24 protein-coding genes are annotated in these 20,714 nt (G+C 42.1%); 17 read left to right on the top strand and 7 right to left on the bottom strand.

Translation table 11 applies throughout. From position 1 onward, the window contains the following. From AACT42_RS05740 to AACT42_RS05730, 3 genes are read right to left on the bottom strand one after another with little or no spacing between them, the layout of a single operon-like run. Entirely contained in the window at nucleotides 1–1,239 is a 1,239-nt protein-coding gene (locus AACT42_RS05740; protein ID WP_094134130.1) for a replication initiation factor domain-containing protein, read from the bottom strand. Then, a complete protein-coding gene (locus AACT42_RS05735) occupies nucleotides 1,232–1,450 on the bottom strand; it encodes a hypothetical protein (RefSeq protein WP_094134129.1) in 219 nt (72 codons plus the stop codon). Before AACT42_RS05735 ends, AACT42_RS05740 begins: the two co-directional genes overlap by 8 nt. Nucleotides 1,451–1,452: 2 nt before the next feature. Beyond that, nucleotides 1,453–1,686, bottom strand: a complete 234-nt coding sequence (locus tag AACT42_RS05730) for a hypothetical protein (protein WP_094134128.1) — start codon at nucleotides 1,684–1,686, stop codon at nucleotides 1,453–1,455. A 174-nt stretch (nucleotides 1,687–1,860) separates the two neighbouring features. Here AACT42_RS05730 and AACT42_RS05725 point away from each other — a divergent pair, with 174 nt between their 5' ends. Further along, nucleotides 1,861–2,229 (top strand): DUF3693 domain-containing protein, encoded by a 369-nt coding sequence (locus tag AACT42_RS05725; protein WP_094134127.1) that lies wholly within the window; start codon nucleotides 1,861–1,863, stop codon nucleotides 2,227–2,229. 181 nt (nucleotides 2,230–2,410) lie between these two features. Here AACT42_RS05725 and AACT42_RS05720 read toward each other — a convergent pair whose 3' ends face one another. Beyond that, nucleotides 2,411–2,752: a hypothetical protein gene (locus AACT42_RS05720; RefSeq protein WP_088732413.1), complete on the bottom strand. Its 342-nt coding sequence runs from the start codon at nucleotides 2,750–2,752 to the stop codon at nucleotides 2,411–2,413. 257 nt (nucleotides 2,753–3,009) lie between these two features. Between AACT42_RS05720 and ccoN the strand changes: the two genes are divergently transcribed. From ccoN to ttcA, 11 genes are all read left to right on the top strand, one after another. Continuing rightward, nucleotides 3,010–4,437 carry a cytochrome-c oxidase, cbb3-type subunit I gene (ccoN, locus tag AACT42_RS05715; RefSeq protein ID WP_026027333.1) on the top strand — a complete coding sequence of 476 codons (1,428 nt, stop codon included), beginning with the start codon at nucleotides 3,010–3,012 and terminating at the stop codon, nucleotides 4,435–4,437. Nucleotides 4,438–4,449: 12 nt separating this feature from the next. After that, nucleotides 4,450–5,064: a cytochrome-c oxidase, cbb3-type subunit II gene (gene ccoO, locus AACT42_RS05710; RefSeq protein WP_013856896.1), complete on the top strand. Its 615-nt coding sequence runs from the start codon at nucleotides 4,450–4,452 to the stop codon at nucleotides 5,062–5,064. Between the two features lie 9 nt (nucleotides 5,065–5,073). Next, nucleotides 5,074–5,250: a CcoQ/FixQ family Cbb3-type cytochrome c oxidase assembly chaperone gene (locus AACT42_RS05705; protein WP_010320252.1), complete on the top strand. Its 177-nt coding sequence runs from the start codon at nucleotides 5,074–5,076 to the stop codon at nucleotides 5,248–5,250. Continuing rightward, nucleotides 5,247–6,224: a cytochrome-c oxidase, cbb3-type subunit III gene (gene ccoP, locus AACT42_RS05700; protein ID WP_094134126.1), complete on the top strand. Its 978-nt coding sequence runs from the start codon at nucleotides 5,247–5,249 to the stop codon at nucleotides 6,222–6,224. Before AACT42_RS05705 ends, ccoP begins: the two co-directional genes overlap by 4 nt. An 86-nt stretch (nucleotides 6,225–6,310) precedes the next feature. Then, entirely contained in the window at nucleotides 6,311–6,790 is a 480-nt protein-coding gene (locus AACT42_RS05695) for a FixH family protein (protein WP_094134125.1), read from the top strand. Between the two features lie 3 nt (nucleotides 6,791–6,793). Beyond that, on the top strand, nucleotides 6,794–9,166 hold the full coding sequence (locus AACT42_RS05690) for a heavy metal translocating P-type ATPase (RefSeq protein ID WP_019282272.1): 2,373 nt from the start codon (nucleotides 6,794–6,796) through the stop codon (nucleotides 9,164–9,166). After that, nucleotides 9,167–9,337: a cbb3-type cytochrome oxidase assembly protein CcoS gene (gene ccoS / locus AACT42_RS05685; RefSeq protein WP_013856892.1), complete on the top strand. Its 171-nt coding sequence runs from the start codon at nucleotides 9,167–9,169 to the stop codon at nucleotides 9,335–9,337. It begins immediately after the preceding gene. Then, nucleotides 9,334–10,014, top strand: coding sequence for a sulfite exporter TauE/SafE family protein (locus tag AACT42_RS05680; protein ID WP_013856891.1), 681 nt, complete (start codon nucleotides 9,334–9,336; stop codon nucleotides 10,012–10,014). Before ccoS ends, AACT42_RS05680 begins: the two co-directional genes overlap by 4 nt. 88 nt (nucleotides 10,015–10,102) lie before the next feature. Further along, a complete protein-coding gene (locus AACT42_RS05675; RefSeq protein WP_010320258.1) occupies nucleotides 10,103–10,855 on the top strand; it encodes an FNR family transcription factor in 753 nt (250 codons plus the stop codon). Nucleotides 10,856–10,982: 127 nt separating this feature from the next. After that, complete coding sequence (gene uspE / locus AACT42_RS05670; RefSeq protein ID WP_094134124.1) at nucleotides 10,983–11,930, top strand: universal stress protein UspE; 948 nt, start codon at nucleotides 10,983–10,985, stop codon at nucleotides 11,928–11,930. Nucleotides 11,931–12,072: 142 nt separating this feature from the next. Then, the gene (gene ttcA, locus AACT42_RS05665) at nucleotides 12,073–13,005 is read left to right on the top strand and encodes a tRNA 2-thiocytidine(32) synthetase TtcA (protein WP_013856889.1); all 933 of its coding nucleotides are present in this window, start codon (nucleotides 12,073–12,075) and stop codon (nucleotides 13,003–13,005) included. A gap of 66 nt (nucleotides 13,006–13,071) precedes the next feature. Here the strand turns inward: ttcA and AACT42_RS05660 are convergent, their stop codons facing one another. The 3 genes from AACT42_RS05660 to AACT42_RS05650 are packed head-to-tail and all read right to left on the bottom strand — an operon-like array spanning nucleotide 13,072 to nucleotide 15,327. After that, a complete protein-coding gene (locus tag AACT42_RS05660; RefSeq protein WP_094134123.1) occupies nucleotides 13,072–13,734 on the bottom strand; it encodes a DUF2987 domain-containing protein in 663 nt (220 codons plus the stop codon). 2 nt (nucleotides 13,735–13,736) lie between these two features. After that, nucleotides 13,737–14,543 carry a glucosaminidase domain-containing protein gene (locus tag AACT42_RS05655; RefSeq protein ID WP_017044710.1) on the bottom strand — a complete coding sequence of 269 codons (807 nt, stop codon included), beginning with the start codon at nucleotides 14,541–14,543 and terminating at the stop codon, nucleotides 13,737–13,739. Beyond that, on the bottom strand, nucleotides 14,536–15,327 hold the full coding sequence (locus AACT42_RS05650; RefSeq protein WP_026028002.1) for a membrane protein: 792 nt from the start codon (nucleotides 15,325–15,327) through the stop codon (nucleotides 14,536–14,538). The genes AACT42_RS05655 and AACT42_RS05650 overlap by 8 nt, the downstream gene beginning before the upstream one ends. Before the next feature lie 319 nt (nucleotides 15,328–15,646). Between AACT42_RS05650 and potA the strand changes: the two genes are divergently transcribed. From potA to AACT42_RS05625, 5 genes are all read left to right on the top strand, one after another. Further along, entirely contained in the window at nucleotides 15,647–16,783 is a 1,137-nt protein-coding gene (gene potA / locus AACT42_RS05645; RefSeq protein ID WP_010320264.1) for a spermidine/putrescine ABC transporter ATP-binding protein PotA, read from the top strand. Further along, nucleotides 16,767–17,624 carry a spermidine/putrescine ABC transporter permease PotB gene (gene potB / locus AACT42_RS05640; protein WP_176429041.1) on the top strand — a complete coding sequence of 286 codons (858 nt, stop codon included), beginning with the start codon at nucleotides 16,767–16,769 and terminating at the stop codon, nucleotides 17,622–17,624. The genes potA and potB overlap by 17 nt, the downstream gene beginning before the upstream one ends. Further along, the gene (gene potC, locus AACT42_RS05635) at nucleotides 17,624–18,394 is read left to right on the top strand and encodes a spermidine/putrescine ABC transporter permease PotC (RefSeq protein ID WP_013856883.1); all 771 of its coding nucleotides are present in this window, start codon (nucleotides 17,624–17,626) and stop codon (nucleotides 18,392–18,394) included. The genes potB and potC overlap by 1 nt, the downstream gene beginning before the upstream one ends. Before the next feature lie 106 nt (nucleotides 18,395–18,500). Further along, on the top strand, nucleotides 18,501–19,535 hold the full coding sequence (locus AACT42_RS05630) for an extracellular solute-binding protein (RefSeq protein ID WP_029388221.1): 1,035 nt from the start codon (nucleotides 18,501–18,503) through the stop codon (nucleotides 19,533–19,535). A 125-nt stretch (nucleotides 19,536–19,660) separates the two neighbouring features. Further along, the gene (locus tag AACT42_RS05625; protein ID WP_013856881.1) at nucleotides 19,661–20,698 is read left to right on the top strand and encodes an extracellular solute-binding protein; all 1,038 of its coding nucleotides are present in this window, start codon (nucleotides 19,661–19,663) and stop codon (nucleotides 20,696–20,698) included. Nucleotides 20,699–20,714 lie beyond the last annotated feature (16 nt).

The following is a 20,714-nucleotide window of genomic DNA, read 5'->3' as shown; positions in this document are numbered from 1 at the left end:
TTATATATCTCCAGTTGATTCCGACCATAGCGGAATTTTTAAACGGTCGGGAATGTCAGTTATTAAGAATCCGTCAGTCATTAATTTAATAACGTGCTCAGAATCTTGATGCATTAAATTTAAAAAGTTAATAAATTTGCCGTACTGTTTTTTTGCGATTTCTGTATAGCGATGTATTTGCGCGTTAGCGATTACACGAGCAATTGGAATACGCTTAGGCTCAACATTTTCAAGAACGGAAGCTAGAGCAGGGTACGCACCCGTAAAATAAGCATCACTATCAATTAAAATATCAAGCGGAATAACGCGAGACTTATTGCCTATTTGAACCTCCAAGCGTACCCAATCAGGATACTCAATGGATTTCATTTGTTTGCCTTTCTCATAGCCGCGAAATAACTTGCCGTTTTGACGTTGGCCAACATAAAGCGTTCGGCCCTTATCGGGAACCACACCGTATTTTTTTGACTCATCGCGAGTAACCAAAGAACCCGACTCAAAATAGCTGTAACTAGGAGGAGCGCCACGAGTGATAAACTCACCGTTTTCGTATTGTTCGCGTAAGTAAGGGACCGTGATAGCACCCTGCAAATCATCATAAGCCACGTCAACACGTGTCAGCTTTACATAAGGCATTTGCTTTAATGCTTTATGTAAAACATCCATTTTGATTGCAGAGCAACCAGAGCCAGAGAACGAGACATAGAAACCAAAGTTAGCCGCGCCCCAAGCAACTAAACCCGCTTGAGAGCCGTTACAAAGCAATAGCGCACTGTGAGAATAACCAGAGAAACCGCCGCGACGCTCAAGCGTCCAATGGTTGTCTTTATAAGTGATCTCTTCATTAAGTAGCTCAACAAATGACTCAACTTCAAAGTGACAAAGCACGTCTAACATATCAATGCCAATGTTAGAAATGAGCTGTTGATAGCACTCATTAAAAGTACAATCCGTTGCGATTTCCATATCACACTCAACCAGCTTTTTATCCAGTGAGGCATAGTACAAATCACGATTAGCGAAGTTTTCCATTTCATTGCAACCAAGCACTTGAGCCAAGTTTTCAGCAAAGTAACGAATCTTTGTATTCTCACGACTAGCGACAGCTACAGTAGTTTGAGACTCAAACACGTTAGGCGCTTGAGATAGCGTAAAACGCTGCTTTGCCATTTCTTTACAACGCTCAAGAAGAAGCGGAGAGCCAGAGAAACTCAAATAGTCAATGATTGTCTTATTCATAATTAGGCTCAAAAGCACCAGAGGCGCGCAAAGTTCTTTCATTCTCATGAGTGATTTCAATGAGTTCACGAGATTCGTTACAAGCAAACATGTACATTTCGTGTTTGTTCTTAAAATACTCAGGAATACCGTCGACCGAGCACCAATAGCCCTCTTGGTGATGCTCAAAGTACACAGGGCGTTTTTTAAGTGGTTTGATTTGGATTGGCATGATTAACGAACCTCATAAGAGATTTGAGCTAGAGGAAATTCACGCTTAACTTGATGCAAAACAGAGTTAGCAGTAACAAGAGGAAGCTTAACGGCGTTAAGGCGACATGGAGTGATAGCAAAACGATTGGAGCCATAAGAGCCGTTTGAAGAAAGAAAGTGATTTGAAGTTAACTGAATAATCACAAACGGATTCATTGAGTTTGATAACTTAGCTTTCTTAACTGAAATTGCCATAACAACCACCTTGACTGATTGAGGGATTGACCACCAAGGGCGAGAGCGTCAAGAGCAAGCGCCCAAGGCAGTCAAATATCGATTTATCAGGATTGTAATATCGATTAATCAGGATTATCAATAGCGAAAAATCAGGATTAAACAGCTAGAATGAAGAAAAGAAAGGAGGTGCTCATGTATGCCAATGAACTGTTAGACGCTTATAAAAAGGCTAAAAACTACATACAAGACAAGCAAATTGCTCACGATTTGAATCTGTCACCACAGAAGATAAGCAATATAAGAAAAGGCATTCGCTATGTTACTGATGAAGAAGCGGTTTTTCTCGCAGAAAACGCAGGAATAGAGCCAGAACTGGCACTACTAGGATGTCACTCAGACCGCAACGAAAACCCAAGAATAAAACAGCTATGGGAACACATAGCAAAAAAGCACAACGGGCTAGGATTAAGAACAATATCAATGGGTTGCGGAGCATTGGCGCTAATGGTTAGCACCAAAACAGAAGCCATATCACAGTACGCATTATGCATATTATGTTAAATTACAAATGATCATATTTTAGTTCCTCTTTTCTATCTATCCTCATGACATTAAACATAAATCAGTATTTACCATAAAATACCTAATAACTAGTCTGATAATCGAAGATTTCATTCTAGTTATTATTTATGCTGATCAATCCAAGAACCAGATTGGGTTCATGTTTTATTTTTGTAAGAGTTTATATCGAGGATCTTTTTCCAATTATCTTGAAAGTTATAGGTTTATTGGGTGAATTTGGTTGGATTATCCAGTGGTCGGAATGTTGAATAAGTGTTCCATTTGTATGTATTTTTAGTTCAGGAATTCGTGGCCCAATTATGTATTGATTTGGGTTTTTATCATCTTTAATCACTATAATTTCCTGTTCATTTACAAATACAGAACAATTTGGTGTTGGAGTGCAGCTTGTCATGTCGACGTTTTGATAAGAAAAAGTCCTCCAGAAAAAAGCGACCAAAAGAATGAGTAATGTGATTAGTATTTGAGCAAACCTGTGTTTTGTAAGCTTTTCTGAAGCCATGATGCTTCCTTCCTCGTGTAACAAACTTCAAAGTTTTGAAATAAAAGGCCAAATCCTGAACAACTGTAAGGTTACTACTCTGTCATTGAATTGTTAATTGCAGTATAGTTGACGGTTGAAAATGCCACTTTTTTTAAAGTCAGCAATAGATAGTAACGTTCTGATAAAGCAGTATTTCTATTGTGGATTTGGGGGGCATTACGACATGTGTCGTGTTGGAAGTAAAGTGTAGTTAATTAGAAATTGGAAGCATGCAAATGAGCCAAGAAAAGCAGCTTGAACAAAACTACAACTATACAGTTGTTCGGCAATTTACCTTAGTGACTATTCTCTGGGGTATTGTTGGTATGGCTGTAGGTGTTTTGATTGCCGCTCAATTAGTTTGGCCACAGCTAAACTTTGATACGCCGTGGTTGACGTACAGTCGCTTACGTCCTCTGCATACTAATGCGGTTATTTTTGCGTTTGGTACAAGTGCCCTCTTTGCAACATCTTATTATGTTGTTCAGCGTACTTGTCAAACTCGTCTATTTGGTGGTCCTCTTGTGCCCTTCACCTTTTGGGGATGGCAAGCCATTATTTTATCTGCAGCAATAACTTTACCTTTGGGTTATACCTCCGGTAAAGAATACGCGGAATTAGAATGGCCAATTGATATCGCCATTGCTCTTGTATGGGTATCTTATGCGATAGTGTTTTTTGGAACACTCGTCAAACGTAAGACGGCACATATCTATGTGGCAAACTGGTTCTTCGGAGCTTTTATCCTTACTGTTGCTGTATTACATATTGTAAATAGCATGGCAATCCCTGTTTCTATGGGTAAATCGTATTCAGTTTACGCTGGGGCGGTGGATGCTATGGTTCAGTGGTGGTATGGTCATAATGCGGTGGGTTTCCTGCTTACTGCCGGCTTCCTTGGTATGATGTATTACTTTGTACCAAAACAAGCTGAACGCCCTGTTTATTCATACCGTTTATCGATTGTTCACTTTTGGGCTTTGATCTCTCTTTACATTTGGGCTGGTCCGCACCATTTACACTACACTGCTCTGCCTGACTGGACTCAGTCACTTGGCATGGTGATGTCGTTGGTGTTGTTTGCTCCTTCATGGGGCGGGATGATTAACGGGATTATGACGTTATCTGGTGCTTGGCATAAACTGCGCTATGACCCAATCTTACGATTCCTCATCGTTTCATTGTCATTCTACGGAATGTCTACGTTTGAAGGACCAATGATGTCGATTAAGACAGTTAACGCACTGTCACACTACACCGACTGGACTATTGGTCACGTGCATTCTGGAGCTCTAGGTTGGGTGGCAATGGTGTCGATTGGTTCGGTATACCATTTAATCCCTCGCCTATTTAACCAAGAGCGTATGTACTCTGTTGGTCTAATCAATGCTCACTTCTGGTTAGCGACTATTGGTACGGTGCTCTACATCGTTGCGATGTGGATTTCAGGTGTTATGCAGGGCCTGATGTGGCGTGCTGTTAACTCTGACGGTACGTTAACGTACAGTTTTGTTGAGTCTGTCCAAGCCTCTTACCCATTCTATACCGTTCGATTCATTGGTGGATTTATCTTCTTAGCAGGTATGTTCCTGATGGCTTACAACACGTATAAAACGGTTTTTGCACCAGATAATAGCTTAAAAGCTATTCCTCAACCGGCATAAGGAGATGAAAGAATGAGTTCTAATAATCGCCATGAAATCATCGAACGTAATGTCGGTTTACTGGCTATTTTCATTATTTTTGCCATCAGTTGGGGAGCCTTGGTTGAAATCACGCCATTGATTTTCCAAAAGCAAACTACTGAGCCTGTTGAAAATCTTAAGCCCTACACTGCGCTGCAACTTGAAGGCCGTGATATCTATATTCGCGAAGGTTGTAACGTTTGCCATAGCCAAATGATTCGCCCATTCCGTTCCGAAACGGAGCGTTATGGTCATTATTCGGTGGCTGGTGAAAGTGTTTGGGAGCATCCATTTGTGTGGGGTTCGAAGCGGACTGGGCCTGATTTGGCTCGTGTTGGTGGTCGTTATTCTGATGAATGGCATCGAGTTCACTTGACTAATCCTCGCGAACTGGTTCCTGAATCAAACATGCCCGGTTTTCCTTGGCTAGCAAAAAATGTGTTGGACGGCAAGCTTACGCAAAGCAAACTTGAATTATTCCGTAATCAGTTTGGTGTGCCGTATACCGATGAACAAATCGCGAATGCAGCAAAAGATGTCGAAGGGAAATCAGAAATGGATGCAATCATTTCTTATCTTCAATCTCTTGGTCACGCAATGAAGTAAGGGGTAGTTATGGATATCGGTACTATTCACAGTATTTGGACCATAGTGCTGTTCGTCTGTTTTATAGGCGTAGTGTGGTGGGCCTATGGCAAAAACCGTAAAGCTCGTTTCGATGAAGCGGCTAACCTCATTTTTGCCGATGAACAGCCCAAATCCTCTAAGGAACAAGGAGTGACTAAACAATGACGACATTTTGGAGTCTATGGGTCATCATCATTACGGTGGGAACTTTGCTGGGCTGTGCGATTCTGCTCGTTTGGTGTTTAAAAGACAAAATGGGAGTGGAAGAAGGCTCGGATATGGGCCATGAATACGATGGTATTCGTGAGCTCAACAACCCTCTGCCTAAATGGTGGACCTATCTTTTTATTAGTACGTTTATTTTTGCCGCTATCTATCTGACCCTCTATCCTGGGTTAGGTAGTTTTAAGGGCGTACTTGGTTGGCAAAGTTCAGATCAAACCATTCGCTCTCTTGATGAGTCCAAAGCCTCGATTGCAAATGCGCAAAACAATAAAGTGTTAGTACAGTATGCAAAAGAGTTAGATGACGCAAACACCTACTTTGGTGAAGCATTTAAACGCTTAGCTTATACTGGCGGCGGTTCGGATTTACGCCCTATTCCTGAAATTGCAGCAGATTCTGATGCATTGAAGGTTGGTCAGCGTTTATTCTTACAAAACTGCTCTCAGTGTCATGGTTCTGACGCTCGTGGTCAAAAAGGCTTTCCGAATCTAACCGATAATGCTTGGTTATATGGTGGTGAACCAGAAGCGATTGTGACCACTATCCGACATGGTCGTATTGGACAAATGCCAGCTTGGAAAGATGTCCTCGGTGAGCAAGGTGTGAAGGAAGTGGTGAGTTATACCCTAAGCCTTTCTGGGCGTTCTGTGAACGTTCGAGAAGCGGAAGCAGGTAAAGCTCGCTTCGTCGTTTGCGCCGCTTGTCATGGTACGGATGGTAAAGGTAACCCTGCGTTTGGAGCACCTGATCTTACTGATAACGATTGGTTATTTGGTGACTCAAGAGCCGATGTTACTCAAACGGTCATACATGGCCGATCAGGTGTTATGCCTGCTTGGAATGACATTCTCGGTGAAGATAAAGTTCAATTGGTTGCTGCTTACGTGTGGAGTTTAAGCAATACAGAGAACTAATTGCACAACAAAGGCAGCTCTTTATTAGGGCTGTCTTTCTTCTCTTTTTAATAAGCCTTCTTTATTTTGTTGTTGAGAACTTTTTTATGGTAACTCCTTGGTATAAACAATTCTGGCCGTGGTTTCTGATCATCTTACCGTTAACTGTGGTGATATGGACGATTGCAACGGTTATCGTCTTTTCTCAGAATTCAGTGTCATTGGTGACAGAGGATTACTACAAAAAAGGCAAAGGCATTAATATTGACCTATCAAAAATTAACGAAGCGAAAGCATTAAAGCTCAGCTCGAAAGTCTACTCTGAGGGTAATGATATTATCTTCAAATTTAATAAAGGTGAGCTTGAACACTACCCCGCGATTAAAATGATGTTTGCTCATCGGACACTGCCAGACCGTGATTTCACACAACTTGTCGCATCGGATGCACAAGGTATATATCGCATTACCCTGCCTGCCCCGTTACAAGGCCCTTGGTTCATCGAACTCACTCCTCACAATGAGGAGTGGTTAATCCAAGGTCGTGTAACGTTTCCAATGCCAACTTCTACTCAATTAATGAATTAAACTATGTGCAAAGCGTGTTACCACTGTGGTGAAGATGTACCAGCCAACACGGATTATAAAGTTGATATTCTAGGTGAAAGCAGAGATATGTGCTGTCCCGGTTGTGAAACCGTGGCTAAAACCATTGTAGAGAGTGGCCTAGTATCTTATTACCAATACCGAACGACCACTGCAGATAAAGTGGAGCTTGTGCCAGAGCAGCTCAAAGCACTCATTCATTATGATAATGACGATGTACAAGCAGAGTTCGTTCGTAACGACAACGAAACGTCCGAAGTAACGTTATCGTTAGAAGGTGTTTCCTGTGCGGCTTGTGCTTGGTTAATTGAAAAACAACTCTCTCATAAAAATGGGGTAATTTCGATAAGGGTCAATACCACTACCAACCGTGCTTTACTCAGTTGGGATAAGACACAAACACGACTCAGTGAATTACTCTCCACTATTCATAAATTAGGTTATAAGGCTGCCCCTTTTGAAGCAGACGCACATGAGGCAGCCTACCATCAATCAATGAAGCAATATCTTTATCGCTTGGGTATTGCAGGCCTAGCCACCATGCAAGTGATGATGCTTGCTGTGGCGCTCTATCTTGAGGTCTTCGGTGATCTTGATTCTGAGTTTCGCAATTATTTTCGTTGGGTTAGCTTGATCTTTGCAACCCCCGTACTTTTATACTCTGCCCTTCCCTTTTACCTCAATGCTTGGCGAAGCATTAGAGGCAGAACATTAGGTATGGATGTCCCTGTTTCTATTGCTCTTATTTTTGCGTACGTTGCGAGTCTGATAGCGACAGTGACTGAACAAGGCGAAGTCTTTTTTGAATCCATTTCAATGTTTACCTTTTTCTTATTGGTTGGACGATTTTTAGAGATGCGGGCGCGTAGAAAAGCCGCGGCGGCTAGCGGCAATTTACTGAAATTGATCCCTGCGGTTGCAACTACGTTGGATGGCCGTCAAGTGCCTGTAAAAACTCTAGCTCTTGGTGATCGAATTCGCGTGTTGCCTGGAGAACACGTCCCTGCTGATGGTCGAGTGTTGAATGGGCGTATTCATATTAATGAATCAATGTTGACCGGTGAATCAGTACCAGTTGTCAAAACAGTCGGTGATGCTGTTTTTGCTGGTACATTAAATGGCGATGAATCTTTCGAGTTGGAAGTCACTGCATCTAAAGCGGATTCCGTTATTTCCAATATTGTTAGACTGCAAGATGAAGCTCAAATGTCTAAGCCTAAGATTGCAGAAATTGCTGATATTGTCGCGAGATATTTTGTGGCTGTAATTTTGATTATTGCAGCAGCCACTTGGTTTTATTGGCACCAGACAAAACCTGAAGATGCATTTTGGATCATGTTAGCGGTCTTAGTGGCAACCTGCCCGTGCGCGCTTTCTCTTGCCACCCCCACAGCCATCACTTGCGCTACATCACGAATGGGTGACTTTGGTATTTTATTGAGAAAAAACCATGTCTTTGAAACACTTTGCAAAGTTAACCATTTGATTATTGATAAAACGGGAACGTTGACCCGTGGTGATATCGAAATTAGTGACGTTGAGTTGCATGGTGATATAGACGAAAACCATTGTTTGGCGCTAGCCGCTGCTTTGGAGCATCATGCCAATCACCCCATTGCCAGAGCGTTTGCGCAATATCGTAATGACGAGTTTCGTGTTGAGCATGTGCAGAATATGATTGGGTCTGGTATTCAAGGTAAATATTTAGGCGGCGATGTTCGTATCGGCAGCGCCGAATTTGTTTTGAACGACATCAGTGACGATCGAGCAAATCGTATTTATCTGTCGCTCAACGGGCAACACATTGCGACCTTCACGTACCGCGATCCTATCCGTAGTGAAGCGAAACAATTTATCGATCGTTTCCATCAGGAAGGAATTAAGATCACGCTATTAACGGGGGATTCTCAAGTCAATGCCCAAAGTGTGGCCGCTGAAATGGATATCGATATTGTCGTATCGAATGCCAAACCAGAAGATAAACTGAGTTACTTAAAGTCGTTACCAGATGATGATATCACCATGATGATTGGCGATGGCATTAATGATGCGCCAACGCTTGCTGGTGCGCACTTATCAGTCGCTATGGGTGGTGGAACCGATGTCGCAAAAGCATCCGCTGATATGGTTTTACTTGGTGATAAACTCGACAGATTATTGGAAGCCAGAAGCTTAGCGTTAAAAGCTCGCAAAATCATTCGGGAAAATTTAGCGTGGTCACTTGGATACAATATTATTGTTTTGCCACTCGCCGTTGCGGGGCTGGTTGCTCCTTACATTGCCGTTGTGGGCATGTCGGCGAGTTCGATTATTGTGGTATCTAATTCTCTTCGACTACTCAAAAAGAGGGATAAGTAGATGGAAAGTCTTTATATATTGATCCCCATAGCGATCGTTTTGGTTACGATCGCCGTCATCATCTTTTTATGGGCAGTAAAAAGCGAACAGTTTGAAGATTTAGAACGCCAAGGACACAATATTTTGTTTGATGAAGATGAACTTACCTCATCAAAAGAAGAGAAAAAATGACCGCAGATTGGATTGGTGCTTTCTTTATCGGTTTACTTGGAGCTGGCCACTGTATGGGAATGTGTGGCGGAATTGCTTCTCTTTTGACCTTAGGTGAAAAGCGCAGTGATCGACTCCCAATACTGCTTGTTTTTTACAACCTTGGGCGTATTGCCAGCTATATGCTGTTTGGCGGTTTATTAGGAGGCCTCGCCGCCTCGCTATCCGAATTCTCTACACTTAATCATGCGTTGATTTGGTTGAGGCTCATTGCGGCAGGCCTAATGATTGTACTTGGATTATATGTTGGGCGTTGGTGGTTTGGTCTGTTGAAGCTGGAGAAGGTTGGGCAAAAAATCTGGAGTTTTATTTCGCCTTTTGGGCAATCATTGCTCCCGCTTAGGAAAACGTGGTTCGCTCTCCCTTTTGGGTTTATCTGGGGATGGTTACCTTGTGGGCTAGTTTACTCGGTACTGACTTGGTCTGTGGTGTCCGGTAGTGCGCTGTCTGGGGCACTGGTTATGGCCTCTTTTGGTTTGGGAACCTTACCTGCGATGCTTCTTGTTGGTTACGGAGCGACCCGTTTGAAGAACATTCAACAATCATTCATATTTCGTCATTTTGCTGCGATTTTTATCATACTCTATGGTCTATACACGGGTTATGGAGCAGTGAGTATTTTATCATCTACGTGGTAGCTGTCTGATTTATGGCATCTTTTTTCGCTATCCTTTAGGGGTAATGGGTGCTAAAATATTGATGTACATCAAAAAGTGAAAGGTTGTTATGATTTCTGATAAGCCAGCGGCAAAGCGCATTCAATCTGGTGGTTGTGCAATTCACTGTCAAGATTGCAGCATTAGCCAGCTTTGTATTCCTTTTACTCTCAATGAATCTGAACTTGATCAACTTGATCAAATTATTGAGCGTAAAAAACCTATCCAAAAGGGCCAAGAGCTATTTAAAGCTGGTGACGACCTTAAGTCTCTCTACGCTATTCGCTCAGGTACAATTAAAAGTTATACCATTACTGAGCAAGGTGATGAACAAATCACTGCGTTTCATTTAGCGGGTGATTTAGTTGGTTTTGACGCGATCACTGATGATTCTCATCCTAGCTTTGCTCAGGCTCTAGAAACATCAATGGTATGCGAAATACCCTACGAAATTCTTGATGATCTTTCGGGTAAAATGCCTAAGTTACGTCAGCAAATTATGCGCTTGATGAGTAATGAAATTAAGGGTGACCAAGAGATGATTCTTCTGCTATCTAAAAAGAATGCAGAAGAAAGATTGGCGGCTTTTCTTTATAACTTGTCGACTCGTTTCTCTCAGCGCGGCTTTAGCCCTAGAGAGTTTCGTCTGACAATGACTCGTGGTGATATCGGTAATTACCTTGGTCTCACTGTTGAAACGATCAGTCGTCTACTCGGCCGTTTTCAGAAGTCTGAAATCCTTAGCGTTAAAGGCAAATACATCACAATCCTTGACCATGACCAACTGATGGAACTGGCAGGCGTATCTAAAGAAACTAAGTAACTTCAATGAGGTAGCTCTTAAATGAGCTACGTCATACTTCTGTTAAAAACTCTCTTTTTTTCTAAAATTCTCGCTGGTTATGAGCTAAAGTAACTCTAACGCCCTCCTCCATAATTAAGGAGTCGATATGAGTATTTATAGCAAGATTCTGGTGGTTGCTGACATCAACCACGATGAACAACCCGCCCTTGCCAGAGCCATACAGTTAGCGCAGCAAAGCACGTCTTCTAGCCACATTACATTTTTTCTATCTATTTATGATTTCTCTTATGACATGACGTCGATGCTCTCTGTTGATGAACGTGATGCTATGCGACGTGGTGTTATCCATCAGCGCGAGCAATGGATGAGGAAAGTAGCTGAATCGTATATTGATAGTTCGATTCAATTTGAAGTAAAAGTGGTGTGGCATAACCGCCCTTATGAAGCGATTATTGCTGAGATATTTTACGGAGAACATGACATTCTGATCAAAGGGACGCGCAAGCATGATGTCCTGGAATCCGTTATTTTTACACCGACAGATTGGCACTTATTGCGTAAATGCCCAACTCCAGTGCTATTGGTTAAAAATTCAGATTGGCCACAGAATGCGAATATAATCGCTTCGGTACATGTGGGGTCAGAAAATCCGGCTCATATTGATTTAAATGATTGCATGGTTGAACAACTAAAAAGCCTCACCACTCGTTTAGGTGCGACGCCTTATCTTGTGAATTCATACCCTATTACGCCTGCGAATATTACCATTGAGCTGCCCGAGTTTGATCCAATGACCTACACTGATGCTGTTCGTGGTCACCATTTGATGGCAATGAAAGCATTGCGACAAAAGCATGGTATAGATGAATCTCAAACACTTGTAGAACAAGGCTTGCCTGAAGACGTCATTCCTCAAGCAGCTGAAAAGCTCAATGCGGCGATGGTTATTCTTGGTACGACGGGGCGTACAGGGTTATCGGCAGTATTTATTGGCAACACGGCAGAACAAGTCATTGATAAAATTAACTGTGATGTTTTAGCATTAAAGCCGCATGGCTACGTGAGCCCTTTAGATCCTAAAACCTCTATTTAAAATGGCCCGATCTATCATCGATCCCCCTTGTCATAGACGAGGGGGATTTTTTATCTTCCTTACTTGTTAGATCTGGCATCTGCGCTATTTATCCGTATCATACGCACTCTATTTTGTTTTAAAGATTAAAGACCAGACACTGATGACTGAGCAAATTCAAGAGCGCACCAAAGCTCAACAATATAATTTCAATAAACTTCAGAAGCGTATCCGTCGTAATACGGGTCAAGCCATTGCTGACTTTAATATGATTGAAGATGGCGACCGTATTATGGTATGTCTTTCTGGCGGTAAAGATAGCTTTACCATGCTGGATATTCTAATGAGCCTTCAGAAAAGTGCCCCTGTTAGCTTTGAGCTTATTGCCGTGAATCTTGATCAAAAACAGCCCGGATTCCCTGAACACATTCTGCCGCAGTACTTAGAGCAGCTAGGCGTTGAATATAAAATTGTCGAAGAAGACACGTATTCTATTGTTCAAGATAAGATCCCTGAAGGGAAAACCACCTGCTCACTTTGTTCACGCTTACGCCGCGGTATTTTGTACCGTACAGCCAAAGAACTCGGTGCGACGAAAATTGCGTTAGGCCATCACCGTGACGACATTCTAGAAACGCTATTTTTGAACATGTTTTATGGTGGAAAGATCAAAGGAATGCCACCTAAACTTGTGTCTGATAACGGTGAACATGTGGTAATTCGCCCTCTAGCCTACTGTCGTGAAAAAGACATTATCAAATATGCGAACATGCGAGAGTATCCGATTATTCCATGTAATCTATGTGGCTCTCAGCCAAACATGCAACGTCAAAACATTAAGCAAATGCTAAATGGCTGGGATAAACAGTTCCCTGGGCGCATCGAGACCATGTTTAGTGCAATGCAAAATGTAGTGCCTAGCCATTTGGCTGATTTCAAGTTGTTTGACTTTAAGTCGATTAACCGTGATTCAGGCGTTATTAATGGCGGCGACATTGGTTTTGATAAAGAAGAGATGCCAATCCTAGCGCTCGAAGATGAGGATAGCGTGATGGAGTTTGATCCTAGTTTGAAGTTGGATGTCACCAATCTTTGATATTCCTACAAAGATAAAACGAGTAAGGGCTGCGAATGCAGCCCTATTGATATTAGCCCAACATGTCTAATGTTTCGCTTTGGGAAGATAAGGTAACACGCGAACCGTTTCTTGTGGTAACTGCATCGATCCACCTTCACCCAGTTGACTGAGATCCACTTGGGCTTTGCCATTTTCTATGTTAATGGTTTCGCCGTTACTCAACTGAATGATCGAATTCAAATTATTGGCAAATTCGAGTGTGACACCAGAAACATCGGGTGTGAACCAACTCGCAAACATCCCGCCGAGCTCTTCCAGTAATTTTTGCATCTGAGGTAATAAGATGGCGACCTGCTGGTAAGATATTTCTCCTTTGAACTGCTCTTTTGCCATAACAACAGTCGAAAAGTCACAACGCATATCTTGAGGAGTATCGACAAACACTAACGGATTCGCTTGCCGTAAATGATCGTCTAAAGGAAGTAGTAGCTCGTGGTTGCTACTGACTTTCAACGCTTCATAGTGCTTTTCTTTTTCCATCCAAGCCTTCTCTATTGGGCAGAGCTGCTTGGTATTGGCATTAAGGAAATAATAAGCGACTTTGACATTGGGGTACTCTTCTTTCACGTTATTTTTCATTGCTGAAAACAACTTGGAGTATGTAAACATATACTCTTGAGCGTTAACGGGAAATGCGTTAGCAAAGCATAACGTTGTCAGTAATAAGGTAAGCGTTCTTTTTTTCATTATTATTCTGTCCAGAAAGGCTGATTGTGACGCATCATAGATTGAAGATCTTGCACATAAGCTTCTCCGCGCTCTGAGTATTTCAGTAAGCCATTGGTCATCTCCATGGCACTGTCAGCACTCAATAAATCGGCATTATTTTTTCTTAATCGAAAACGAATCTCTCGTAAATCATGATAAGCGGAGTTGCGGTTAACATTCATGAAGTAACCGTGGATTGACTCTTGAACAGAACCAAAACTCGCCACTTCGTGAGTCATACCTTCCACTCGTTGCAAAGGTACCAACCCACACCCTACACTGTAACACCATTGACCGAAATAGTTGTTTCCTTCAGTTGCAAAGCGAGAGGTTCCCCAAGCCGATTCATTCGCTGCCTGGGTCAAGACTAACGCTTCGGGTAAAATGTCAACTCGATGCAGCATGTTTTCTAGCCATGCGCTAGTGATGCCTTCTGCAGGAATCGGTACTTCATATCGCTTAGAGAGTTTTTGCGCCTCACTATAGTCACTTTTGGCTATCTGATTGCTTAGATGATGTTGTGCAATCCTCTCTAATATTTCACGCTCTCGCAAAACACGTAAATTTTCCCAAGCTATCCCTGGTTTTAAGAAAGAAAAAAAAGCATGCTTTTTCTCATTCACATCATCGATGGCTGAGAAGTCAGGCGCTTTTCCAACAGCTCTAGCACCTTGCAAAGATGGAATGTCGCTTTTGTAAGTCGTCTCAGTTGAGGTTTGCTTGACGTAATAAACGCTGCAGCTCACAACCACGAGCGAGATGGCGGTAAGTAAGATTATTTTACGCATTGAACACCTGAGAATTTGGATTATTGTCGGATTGATTAGTCGCTATGATCTTTAGTTTGATGCCAAACATATTGCGATAAATAATCCCTTTAGCATGAAAGAAGAAAGGTAATACAAAAATGAAACCTATCCCATAAAAGAGCGCGGCGGCAACGAACATCAGCATGATCACGGAATAAATCACGGCAATAGGAACGATTTTTTTATTTACTGCGCGTAAGGATAATAGCAGTGATTGCATAGGTGGAACCCGTTTTTCGCAGATCAATAAGATGGATTGGCTAAACGCAATACTCAAATACATTGATAGCAATGGGAAAATCATTCCTGCTACACCTTGCAGTAATAAGCTGAATAGCGTTGCTAAAATCACTGGGATGGTGAACTGTAATCCCTTACCTATATGTCTTGGCTGTGTTCTTAACCCAGCGACATGACTCATCGCCATTAAGCTCACGCCAGCATAAATAGGTGCACTAACGACCTCATAGCTAAAATTAGCCACAAAAATAGCTTGTACAATATTGCCTGTGAAAGCTTCTGGTGTTTCTAACGCATCCAAGATTAGTGATGGATCACCCAGTTGCAATTTTAAAGCAATATAGAAGATCGCAAGCTGCACAAATAAAAGAATCACGATGGAAGGAGAAAAGGAGATAAATTGCTTGATCGTACAATCCCATGCCTCTTTGAGCACGGCGTTGACTTTTAGCTCGTAATCTCCCTTGAGCGCATGCTCTACACTACCGCCTAAATTGAAATCTTTTTCAATATCATTATTCATAAAATGTCCTAGGCAACGGAAAAGCAAGTTGCCTGTATTTGGGTCACAAAGTTATTGTCATTATACTGCAATACACTCTAGTCCAAAATCAGAAGCCTAAACTGATCTTGCATTATTATGTGTTTGGTTGATAATTAACCACTTGAAAGCATTGAACAGTTAGTTAGTTCTGTATGGTAATCAATCTTTACTGCTACCTACAAAACTTTTTCTGTATCAATATAAGAAAACGCTTTGAATTCACTCTTTTGGTGATTATGATGCGCGCCTCAATTGTGTATAGCGACAGGTCGTAAGATAGGCATCCCTATAGACCAAGGTGGGAGAAAAACAGACGTTGAACGTAAAAAAATCAGTAGGAAAACCAGTAGTTCGTCTTTCTGGTATCAGTAAAAGTTTCGATGGTAAGGAAATCATTGGCAACCTAAACCTTGATGTTAATCATGGCGAATTCTTAACGATACTTGGTCCTTCTGGCTGTGGTAAAACAACAGTACTAAGAATGATTGCAGGTTTTGAAACCGCAGATCAAGGTTCAATTACTCTTGATAATCAAGATGTTACGAAAGTTCCTGCTGAACAGAGACACGTTAACACCGTCTTTCAAAGCTATGCACTTTTCCCACATATGACAGTATTTGAAAATGTCGCGTTTGGTTTGCGTATGCAAAAAGTGCCAACGGCGGACATTGAACCCCGTGTGATGGAAGCACTGCGGATGGTACGTCTCGACGCGATGGCCCAGCGTAAACCAAGTCAACTTTCTGGTGGTCAACAACAACGTATCGCCATCGCGCGTGCCGTTGTTAATAAACCTAAGGTTCTGTTGCTAGACGAATCTTTATCCGCGCTTGACTATAAACTGCGTAAGCAGATGCAAATGGAGCTTAAGCAGCTTCAACGTCAGCTTGGGATCACCTTTATCTTCGTTACGCACGATCAAGAAGAAGCCTTATCAATGTCGGATCGCATTATTGTTATGCGTGAAGGGAAAATTGAGCAAGATGGCTCTCCACGTGAAATTTACGAAGACCCTAAAAACCTATTTGTTGCTCGCTTCATCGGTGAGATCAACGTATTTAATGCTGAAACGATTGAACGAATTGATGATAAGCGTATTCGTGCACATATCGAAGGTGTTGAAGCGGTGGTTTACCACGATCAAAATGTACAACCCGGACACAAACTACAAGTTTTGCTGCGTCCTGAAGATCTTCGCATCGAAGAGATTAAAGAGTCAGAAGAAAAAGGCATTGTTGGACACGTGACAGAACGTACCTACAAAGGCATGACTCTAGAATCTGTAGTCGAATTGGAAGAATCAGGCATGCGCGTGACGGTTAGCGAATTCTTTAACGAAGATGATCCTGATGTGGACCATTCTCTCGGCCAGAAAGTCGCTATCACTTGGGTTGAAAGCTGGGAGGTAGTACTCGATGATGAGCAAGAAGCTTAATCTTCAAAATGCTATTATCACATTGATTGTTGGGTGGTTAGTGCTGTTTGTGCTAATCCCTAACGTTATGATCATTGGTACTAGCTTTTTGACTCGCGATGAAGCCAACTTAATTGAAATGACCTTCACGTTTGATAACTATACACGCCTATTGGATCCACTTTACGCCAAAGTGCTCATGCACTCTTTCTATATGGCAATTGTGGCTACCCTTCTCTGCTTGGTTATTGGTTATCCATTTGCCTACATTGTCGCAAAAATGCCTCAAAAATGGCGTCCAATTATGCTGTTTTTGGTGATTGTTCCTTTTTGGACGAACTCTCTTATCCGTACCTACGGATTAAAAATAGTGCTGGGTACGCAAGGCATCCTAAACCAAGCTTTAATGGCTTTAGACATCATAGACAAACCACTGCGTATTATGTACACCGAGACAGCGGTAATGATTGGCTTGGTTTACATCTTGCTGCCTTTTATGATTCTTCCGCTCTATTCTGCTATTGAAAAATTGGACGATACCTACATTGAAGCCGCGCGAGATCTAGGGGCAAATAAGCTTCAAACTTTGCTGAAGGTAGTATTGCCATTGACCATGCCGGGTATCATCGGGGGCTGCTTATTGGTGTTACTGCCAGCATTAGGTATGTTCTACATTGCTGACTTACTCGGTGGCGCGAAAAACCTGCTGATTGGTAACGTGATTAAGAGTCAAGTATTGAATGCTCGTGATTGGCCATTTGGCGCCGCGACCAGCATTGCCTTGACTCTGGCGATGGCTGTAATGCTTTATGCATACTATCGTGCTGGTAAGTTATTGAATAAGAAAGTGGAGCTAGACTAATGGGCAAAACAGTTAGATTTAGCTTTATGAGTTTAGTGTATGTATTTCTATACCTACCGATCATAGTGCTGATTGTAAACTCATTTAATGACAACAAATTTGGTATTAAATGGGGCGGTTTCACTACGAAGTGGTACCACGCTCTAGTTGCAAACGACAGCTTAGTTCAGGCCGCATGGCACTCGCTGAATGTAGCGGTTTTTTCAGCCACAGCAGCGACGCTGATTGGCAGTTTAACTGCTGTAGCCCTTTTTCGTTATCAATTTAAAGGTAAACGTGCAGTTAATGGTATGTTGTTTGTTGTGATGATGTCCCCAGATATTGTCATGGCAATTTCGCTACTTGCGCTATTCTTAGTGTTAGGTGCTCAGCTAGGTTTTCTTACTTTGTTGATTGCACACATTACATTCTGCTTACCTTTCGTTGTTGTGACTGTTTACAGTCGCCTCAACGGATTTGATGTAAAGATGCTCGAAGCTGCCAAAGATCTCGGTGCTGGCGAATGGGTTATTTTGACCAAAATCATTTTGCCATTAGCGAAACCGGCGGTTGCGGCTGGTTGGTTGCTGAGTTTCACACTGTCATTAGATGATGTGATCATTAGCTCGTTTGTAACTGGCCCTACTTACGAAATTTTACCATTGAAGATTTATTCTATGGTTAAAGTTGGGATTTCCCCAGAAGTTAACGCTCTGGCGACCGTGATGTTAGTTGTTTCTTTAGCTCTAGTAATCACATCACAGTTGTTAGCAAGGGAAAAAGTGAAGTAGAATCGACATCTTGTAATACATTACGCGAAACAGAATGACAAATCGTCATTCTGTTTTTCTATCTAACGCCTAAAAATAGGCAACGTTTGGTTTGGAGCTAACGTCAATGAAAAAATGGGCTACTCTATTAGCTGGTAGTGCATGTGCGCTTTCTTTGTTCTCTGGAGCAGTAACAGCGGACGAAAACAAGGAACTAGTATTCATGAACTGGGGGCCGTACATTAACAGTGGTCTTCTAGAGCAGTTTACTAAAGAGACCGGCATCAAAGTGATTTATTCAACTTATGAGTCGAATGAAACTTTGTATGCAAAGCTAAAAACACACAACCAAGGTTATGATCTTGTTGTTCCATCCACCTACTTCGTTTCTAAAATGCGCGATGAAGGTATGTTACAAAAGATTGATAAGTCTAAATTAAGCAACTTTAAAAACCTTGATAACAACTATTTGAATAAACCTTACGATCCAAATAATGATTATTCAATTCCACATGTGGTTGCTATCACTGGGCTTGCGGTTAATACCGATATGTACGATCCCAATGATTTCCAAAGCTGGGGTGACCTATGGAACCCAGAGTTGAAAGGCCAGCTAATGTTGATGGATGATACTCGTGAGGTATTCCACATTGCCCTTCGTAAGTTAGGTTACTCAGGTAACACTACGGATGAAAAGCAAATTGATGAGGCCTACGCTGAGCTGCAAAAACTAATGCCTAATGTATTGGTTTTTAACTCAGATAACCCTGCCGCTCCTTACCTCTCTGGTGAAGTTGGCTTAGGTATGCTGTGGAATGGCTCTGCAGCAGCGGCGCAAAAAGAAGGTTTGCCAATTAAGCTTGTTTTCCCTAAAGAAGGCGGTATCGGTTGGGTTGACAACTTTGCTATCAGTTCTGGTGCCAAAAACGTAGAAGCCGCACATAAGATGATCGACTTCTTGCTACGTCCAGAAATTGCAGAACAAATTTCTCGCGACACGGGTTATTTAACCGGCGTGAAAGCGTCTAATGAGAAATTTAAAGACAGCCCTGCTCTTTTCCCATCTCAAGACGATTTAGATCGTGTTGAATGGCAATCTGCCGTTGGTGAAAAAACCGTGCAATATGAAGATTACTTTATGAAGTTAAAAGCGGGTCAATAATTCCGCAAAAAGTATGAAATAGGCAGCACTAGCTGCCTATTTTCGTTAAAACTGGTATACTTTGCACTTTCGTATCACGCACCCTTGCCTAGTTAAGCTTTGGCACCGACTAAAATGGAAACGTAATGAAAAGCACACTGTATGCTGGCGCTATTTGCGCAGCAACTCTATTCACTACGCCTGCAATGGCTGCAGATCAAGAGCTTTATTTTTATAACTGGTCTGAATATATCCCCCACGACGTTCTCGAAGATTTCACCAAAGAGACAGGAATTAAAGTCATTTACTCAACCTATGAGTCTAATGAAAGCATGTATGCCAAGTTAAAGACTCAAGGTTCCGGCTACGATCTTGTCGTGCCATCCACCTACTTTGTTTCTAAAATGCGTAAAGAAGGCATGTTGCAGGAGATTGACCACGCTAAGCTTTCTCATTTTGCTGATCTTGATTCTAACTATCTCAATAAATCGTTCGACCCAAACAACAAATTTTCTATCCCTTATATCTGGGGCGCCACGGGGATTGGTATTAATACCGATATGCTTGATAAATCACTGATCAAAAACTGGGGCGACTTATGGGATGCCAAATGGGAAGGTCAGTTGATGATGATGGACGATGCTCGTGAGGTGTTCCATATTGCACTGAGTAAGCTTGGTTACTCACCTAATACGACGGATCCTGACGAAATTAAAGCGGCCTATGAAGAGCTTAAAAAACTGATTCCAAACGTGTTAGTGTTCAACTCCGACTTTCCCGCAAACCCTTTTTTAGCGGGTGAAGTTTCTTTAGGTATGTTATGGAATGGCTCGGCGTATATGGCCCGCCAAGAAGGCGCTTCAATTGACATTATTTGGCCAGAAAAAGGCGCGATTTTCTGGATGGATAGCATATCCATTCCGGCCGGGGCCAAAAACGTTGATGCGGCTCATAAGATGATTGATTTCTTATTGCGCCCTGAGAATGCAGCAAAAATCGCATTAGAAATTGGTTACCCAACTCCCGTTAAAACAGCCTATTCACTGTTACCCAAATCTTTCGCCAATGATCCTAATATCTTCCCTCCACAATCTGTTATGGACAGCGGGTTTTGGCAAGATGAGGTGGGAGAAGCGAATGTGTTGTACGACGAATACTTCCAGAAGCTCAAAGTAAATAATTGATCATATTCAATGTTTA

Source organism: Vibrio sp. V15_P4S5T153 (genome assembly GCF_963874485.1).
Classification (GTDB): Bacteria; Pseudomonadota; Gammaproteobacteria; order Enterobacterales; family Vibrionaceae; genus Vibrio; species Vibrio anguillarum.
The sequence above is the reverse complement of the archived record's forward strand: the minus strand, read 5'-3'. Positions and strand labels throughout refer to the sequence as shown.

Bases quoted from the DNA above. Each gene is read 5' to 3' on its own strand.
- AACT42_RS05625 (WP_013856881.1), top strand. From the start codon at position 19,661: ATGAAAAGCACACTGTATGCTGGCGCTATTTGCGCAGCAACTCTATTC.
- AACT42_RS05735 (WP_094134129.1), bottom strand. From the start codon at position 1,450: ATGCCAATCCAAATCAAACCACTTAAAAAACGCCCTGTGTACTTTGAG.
- ccoP (WP_094134126.1), top strand. From the start codon at position 5,247: ATGACGACATTTTGGAGTCTATGGGTCATCATCATTACGGTGGGAACT.
- potC (WP_013856883.1), top strand. From the start codon at position 17,624: ATGGGCAAAACAGTTAGATTTAGCTTTATGAGTTTAGTGTATGTATTT.
- ttcA (WP_013856889.1), top strand. From the start codon at position 12,073: ATGACTGAGCAAATTCAAGAGCGCACCAAAGCTCAACAATATAATTTC.
- AACT42_RS05650 (WP_026028002.1), bottom strand. From the start codon at position 15,327: ATGAATAATGATATTGAAAAAGATTTCAATTTAGGCGGTAGTGTAGAG.
- AACT42_RS05655 (WP_017044710.1), bottom strand. From the start codon at position 14,543: ATGCGTAAAATAATCTTACTTACCGCCATCTCGCTCGTGGTTGTGAGC.
- AACT42_RS05730 (WP_094134128.1), bottom strand. From the start codon at position 1,686: ATGGCAATTTCAGTTAAGAAAGCTAAGTTATCAAACTCAATGAATCCG.
- potB (WP_176429041.1), top strand. From the start codon at position 16,767: ATGAGCAAGAAGCTTAATCTTCAAAATGCTATTATCACATTGATTGTT.
- uspE (WP_094134124.1), top strand. From the start codon at position 10,983: ATGAGTATTTATAGCAAGATTCTGGTGGTTGCTGACATCAACCACGAT.
- AACT42_RS05740 (WP_094134130.1), bottom strand. From the start codon at position 1,239: ATGAATAAGACAATCATTGACTATTTGAGTTTCTCTGGCTCTCCGCTT.
- ccoS (WP_013856892.1), top strand. From the start codon at position 9,167: ATGGAAAGTCTTTATATATTGATCCCCATAGCGATCGTTTTGGTTACG.
- AACT42_RS05630 (WP_029388221.1), top strand. From the start codon at position 18,501: ATGAAAAAATGGGCTACTCTATTAGCTGGTAGTGCATGTGCGCTTTCT.
- AACT42_RS05660 (WP_094134123.1), bottom strand. From the start codon at position 13,734: ATGAAAAAAAGAACGCTTACCTTATTACTGACAACGTTATGCTTTGCT.
- AACT42_RS05680 (WP_013856891.1), top strand. From the start codon at position 9,334: ATGACCGCAGATTGGATTGGTGCTTTCTTTATCGGTTTACTTGGAGCT.
- AACT42_RS05675 (WP_010320258.1), top strand. From the start codon at position 10,103: ATGATTTCTGATAAGCCAGCGGCAAAGCGCATTCAATCTGGTGGTTGT.
- AACT42_RS05725 (WP_094134127.1), top strand. From the start codon at position 1,861: ATGTATGCCAATGAACTGTTAGACGCTTATAAAAAGGCTAAAAACTAC.
- AACT42_RS05690 (WP_019282272.1), top strand. From the start codon at position 6,794: ATGTGCAAAGCGTGTTACCACTGTGGTGAAGATGTACCAGCCAACACG.
- ccoN (WP_026027333.1), top strand. From the start codon at position 3,010: ATGAGCCAAGAAAAGCAGCTTGAACAAAACTACAACTATACAGTTGTT.
- ccoO (WP_013856896.1), top strand. From the start codon at position 4,450: ATGAGTTCTAATAATCGCCATGAAATCATCGAACGTAATGTCGGTTTA.
- AACT42_RS05695 (WP_094134125.1), top strand. From the start codon at position 6,311: ATGGTAACTCCTTGGTATAAACAATTCTGGCCGTGGTTTCTGATCATC.
- AACT42_RS05720 (WP_088732413.1), bottom strand. From the start codon at position 2,752: ATGGCTTCAGAAAAGCTTACAAAACACAGGTTTGCTCAAATACTAATC.
- AACT42_RS05705 (WP_010320252.1), top strand. From the start codon at position 5,074: ATGGATATCGGTACTATTCACAGTATTTGGACCATAGTGCTGTTCGTC.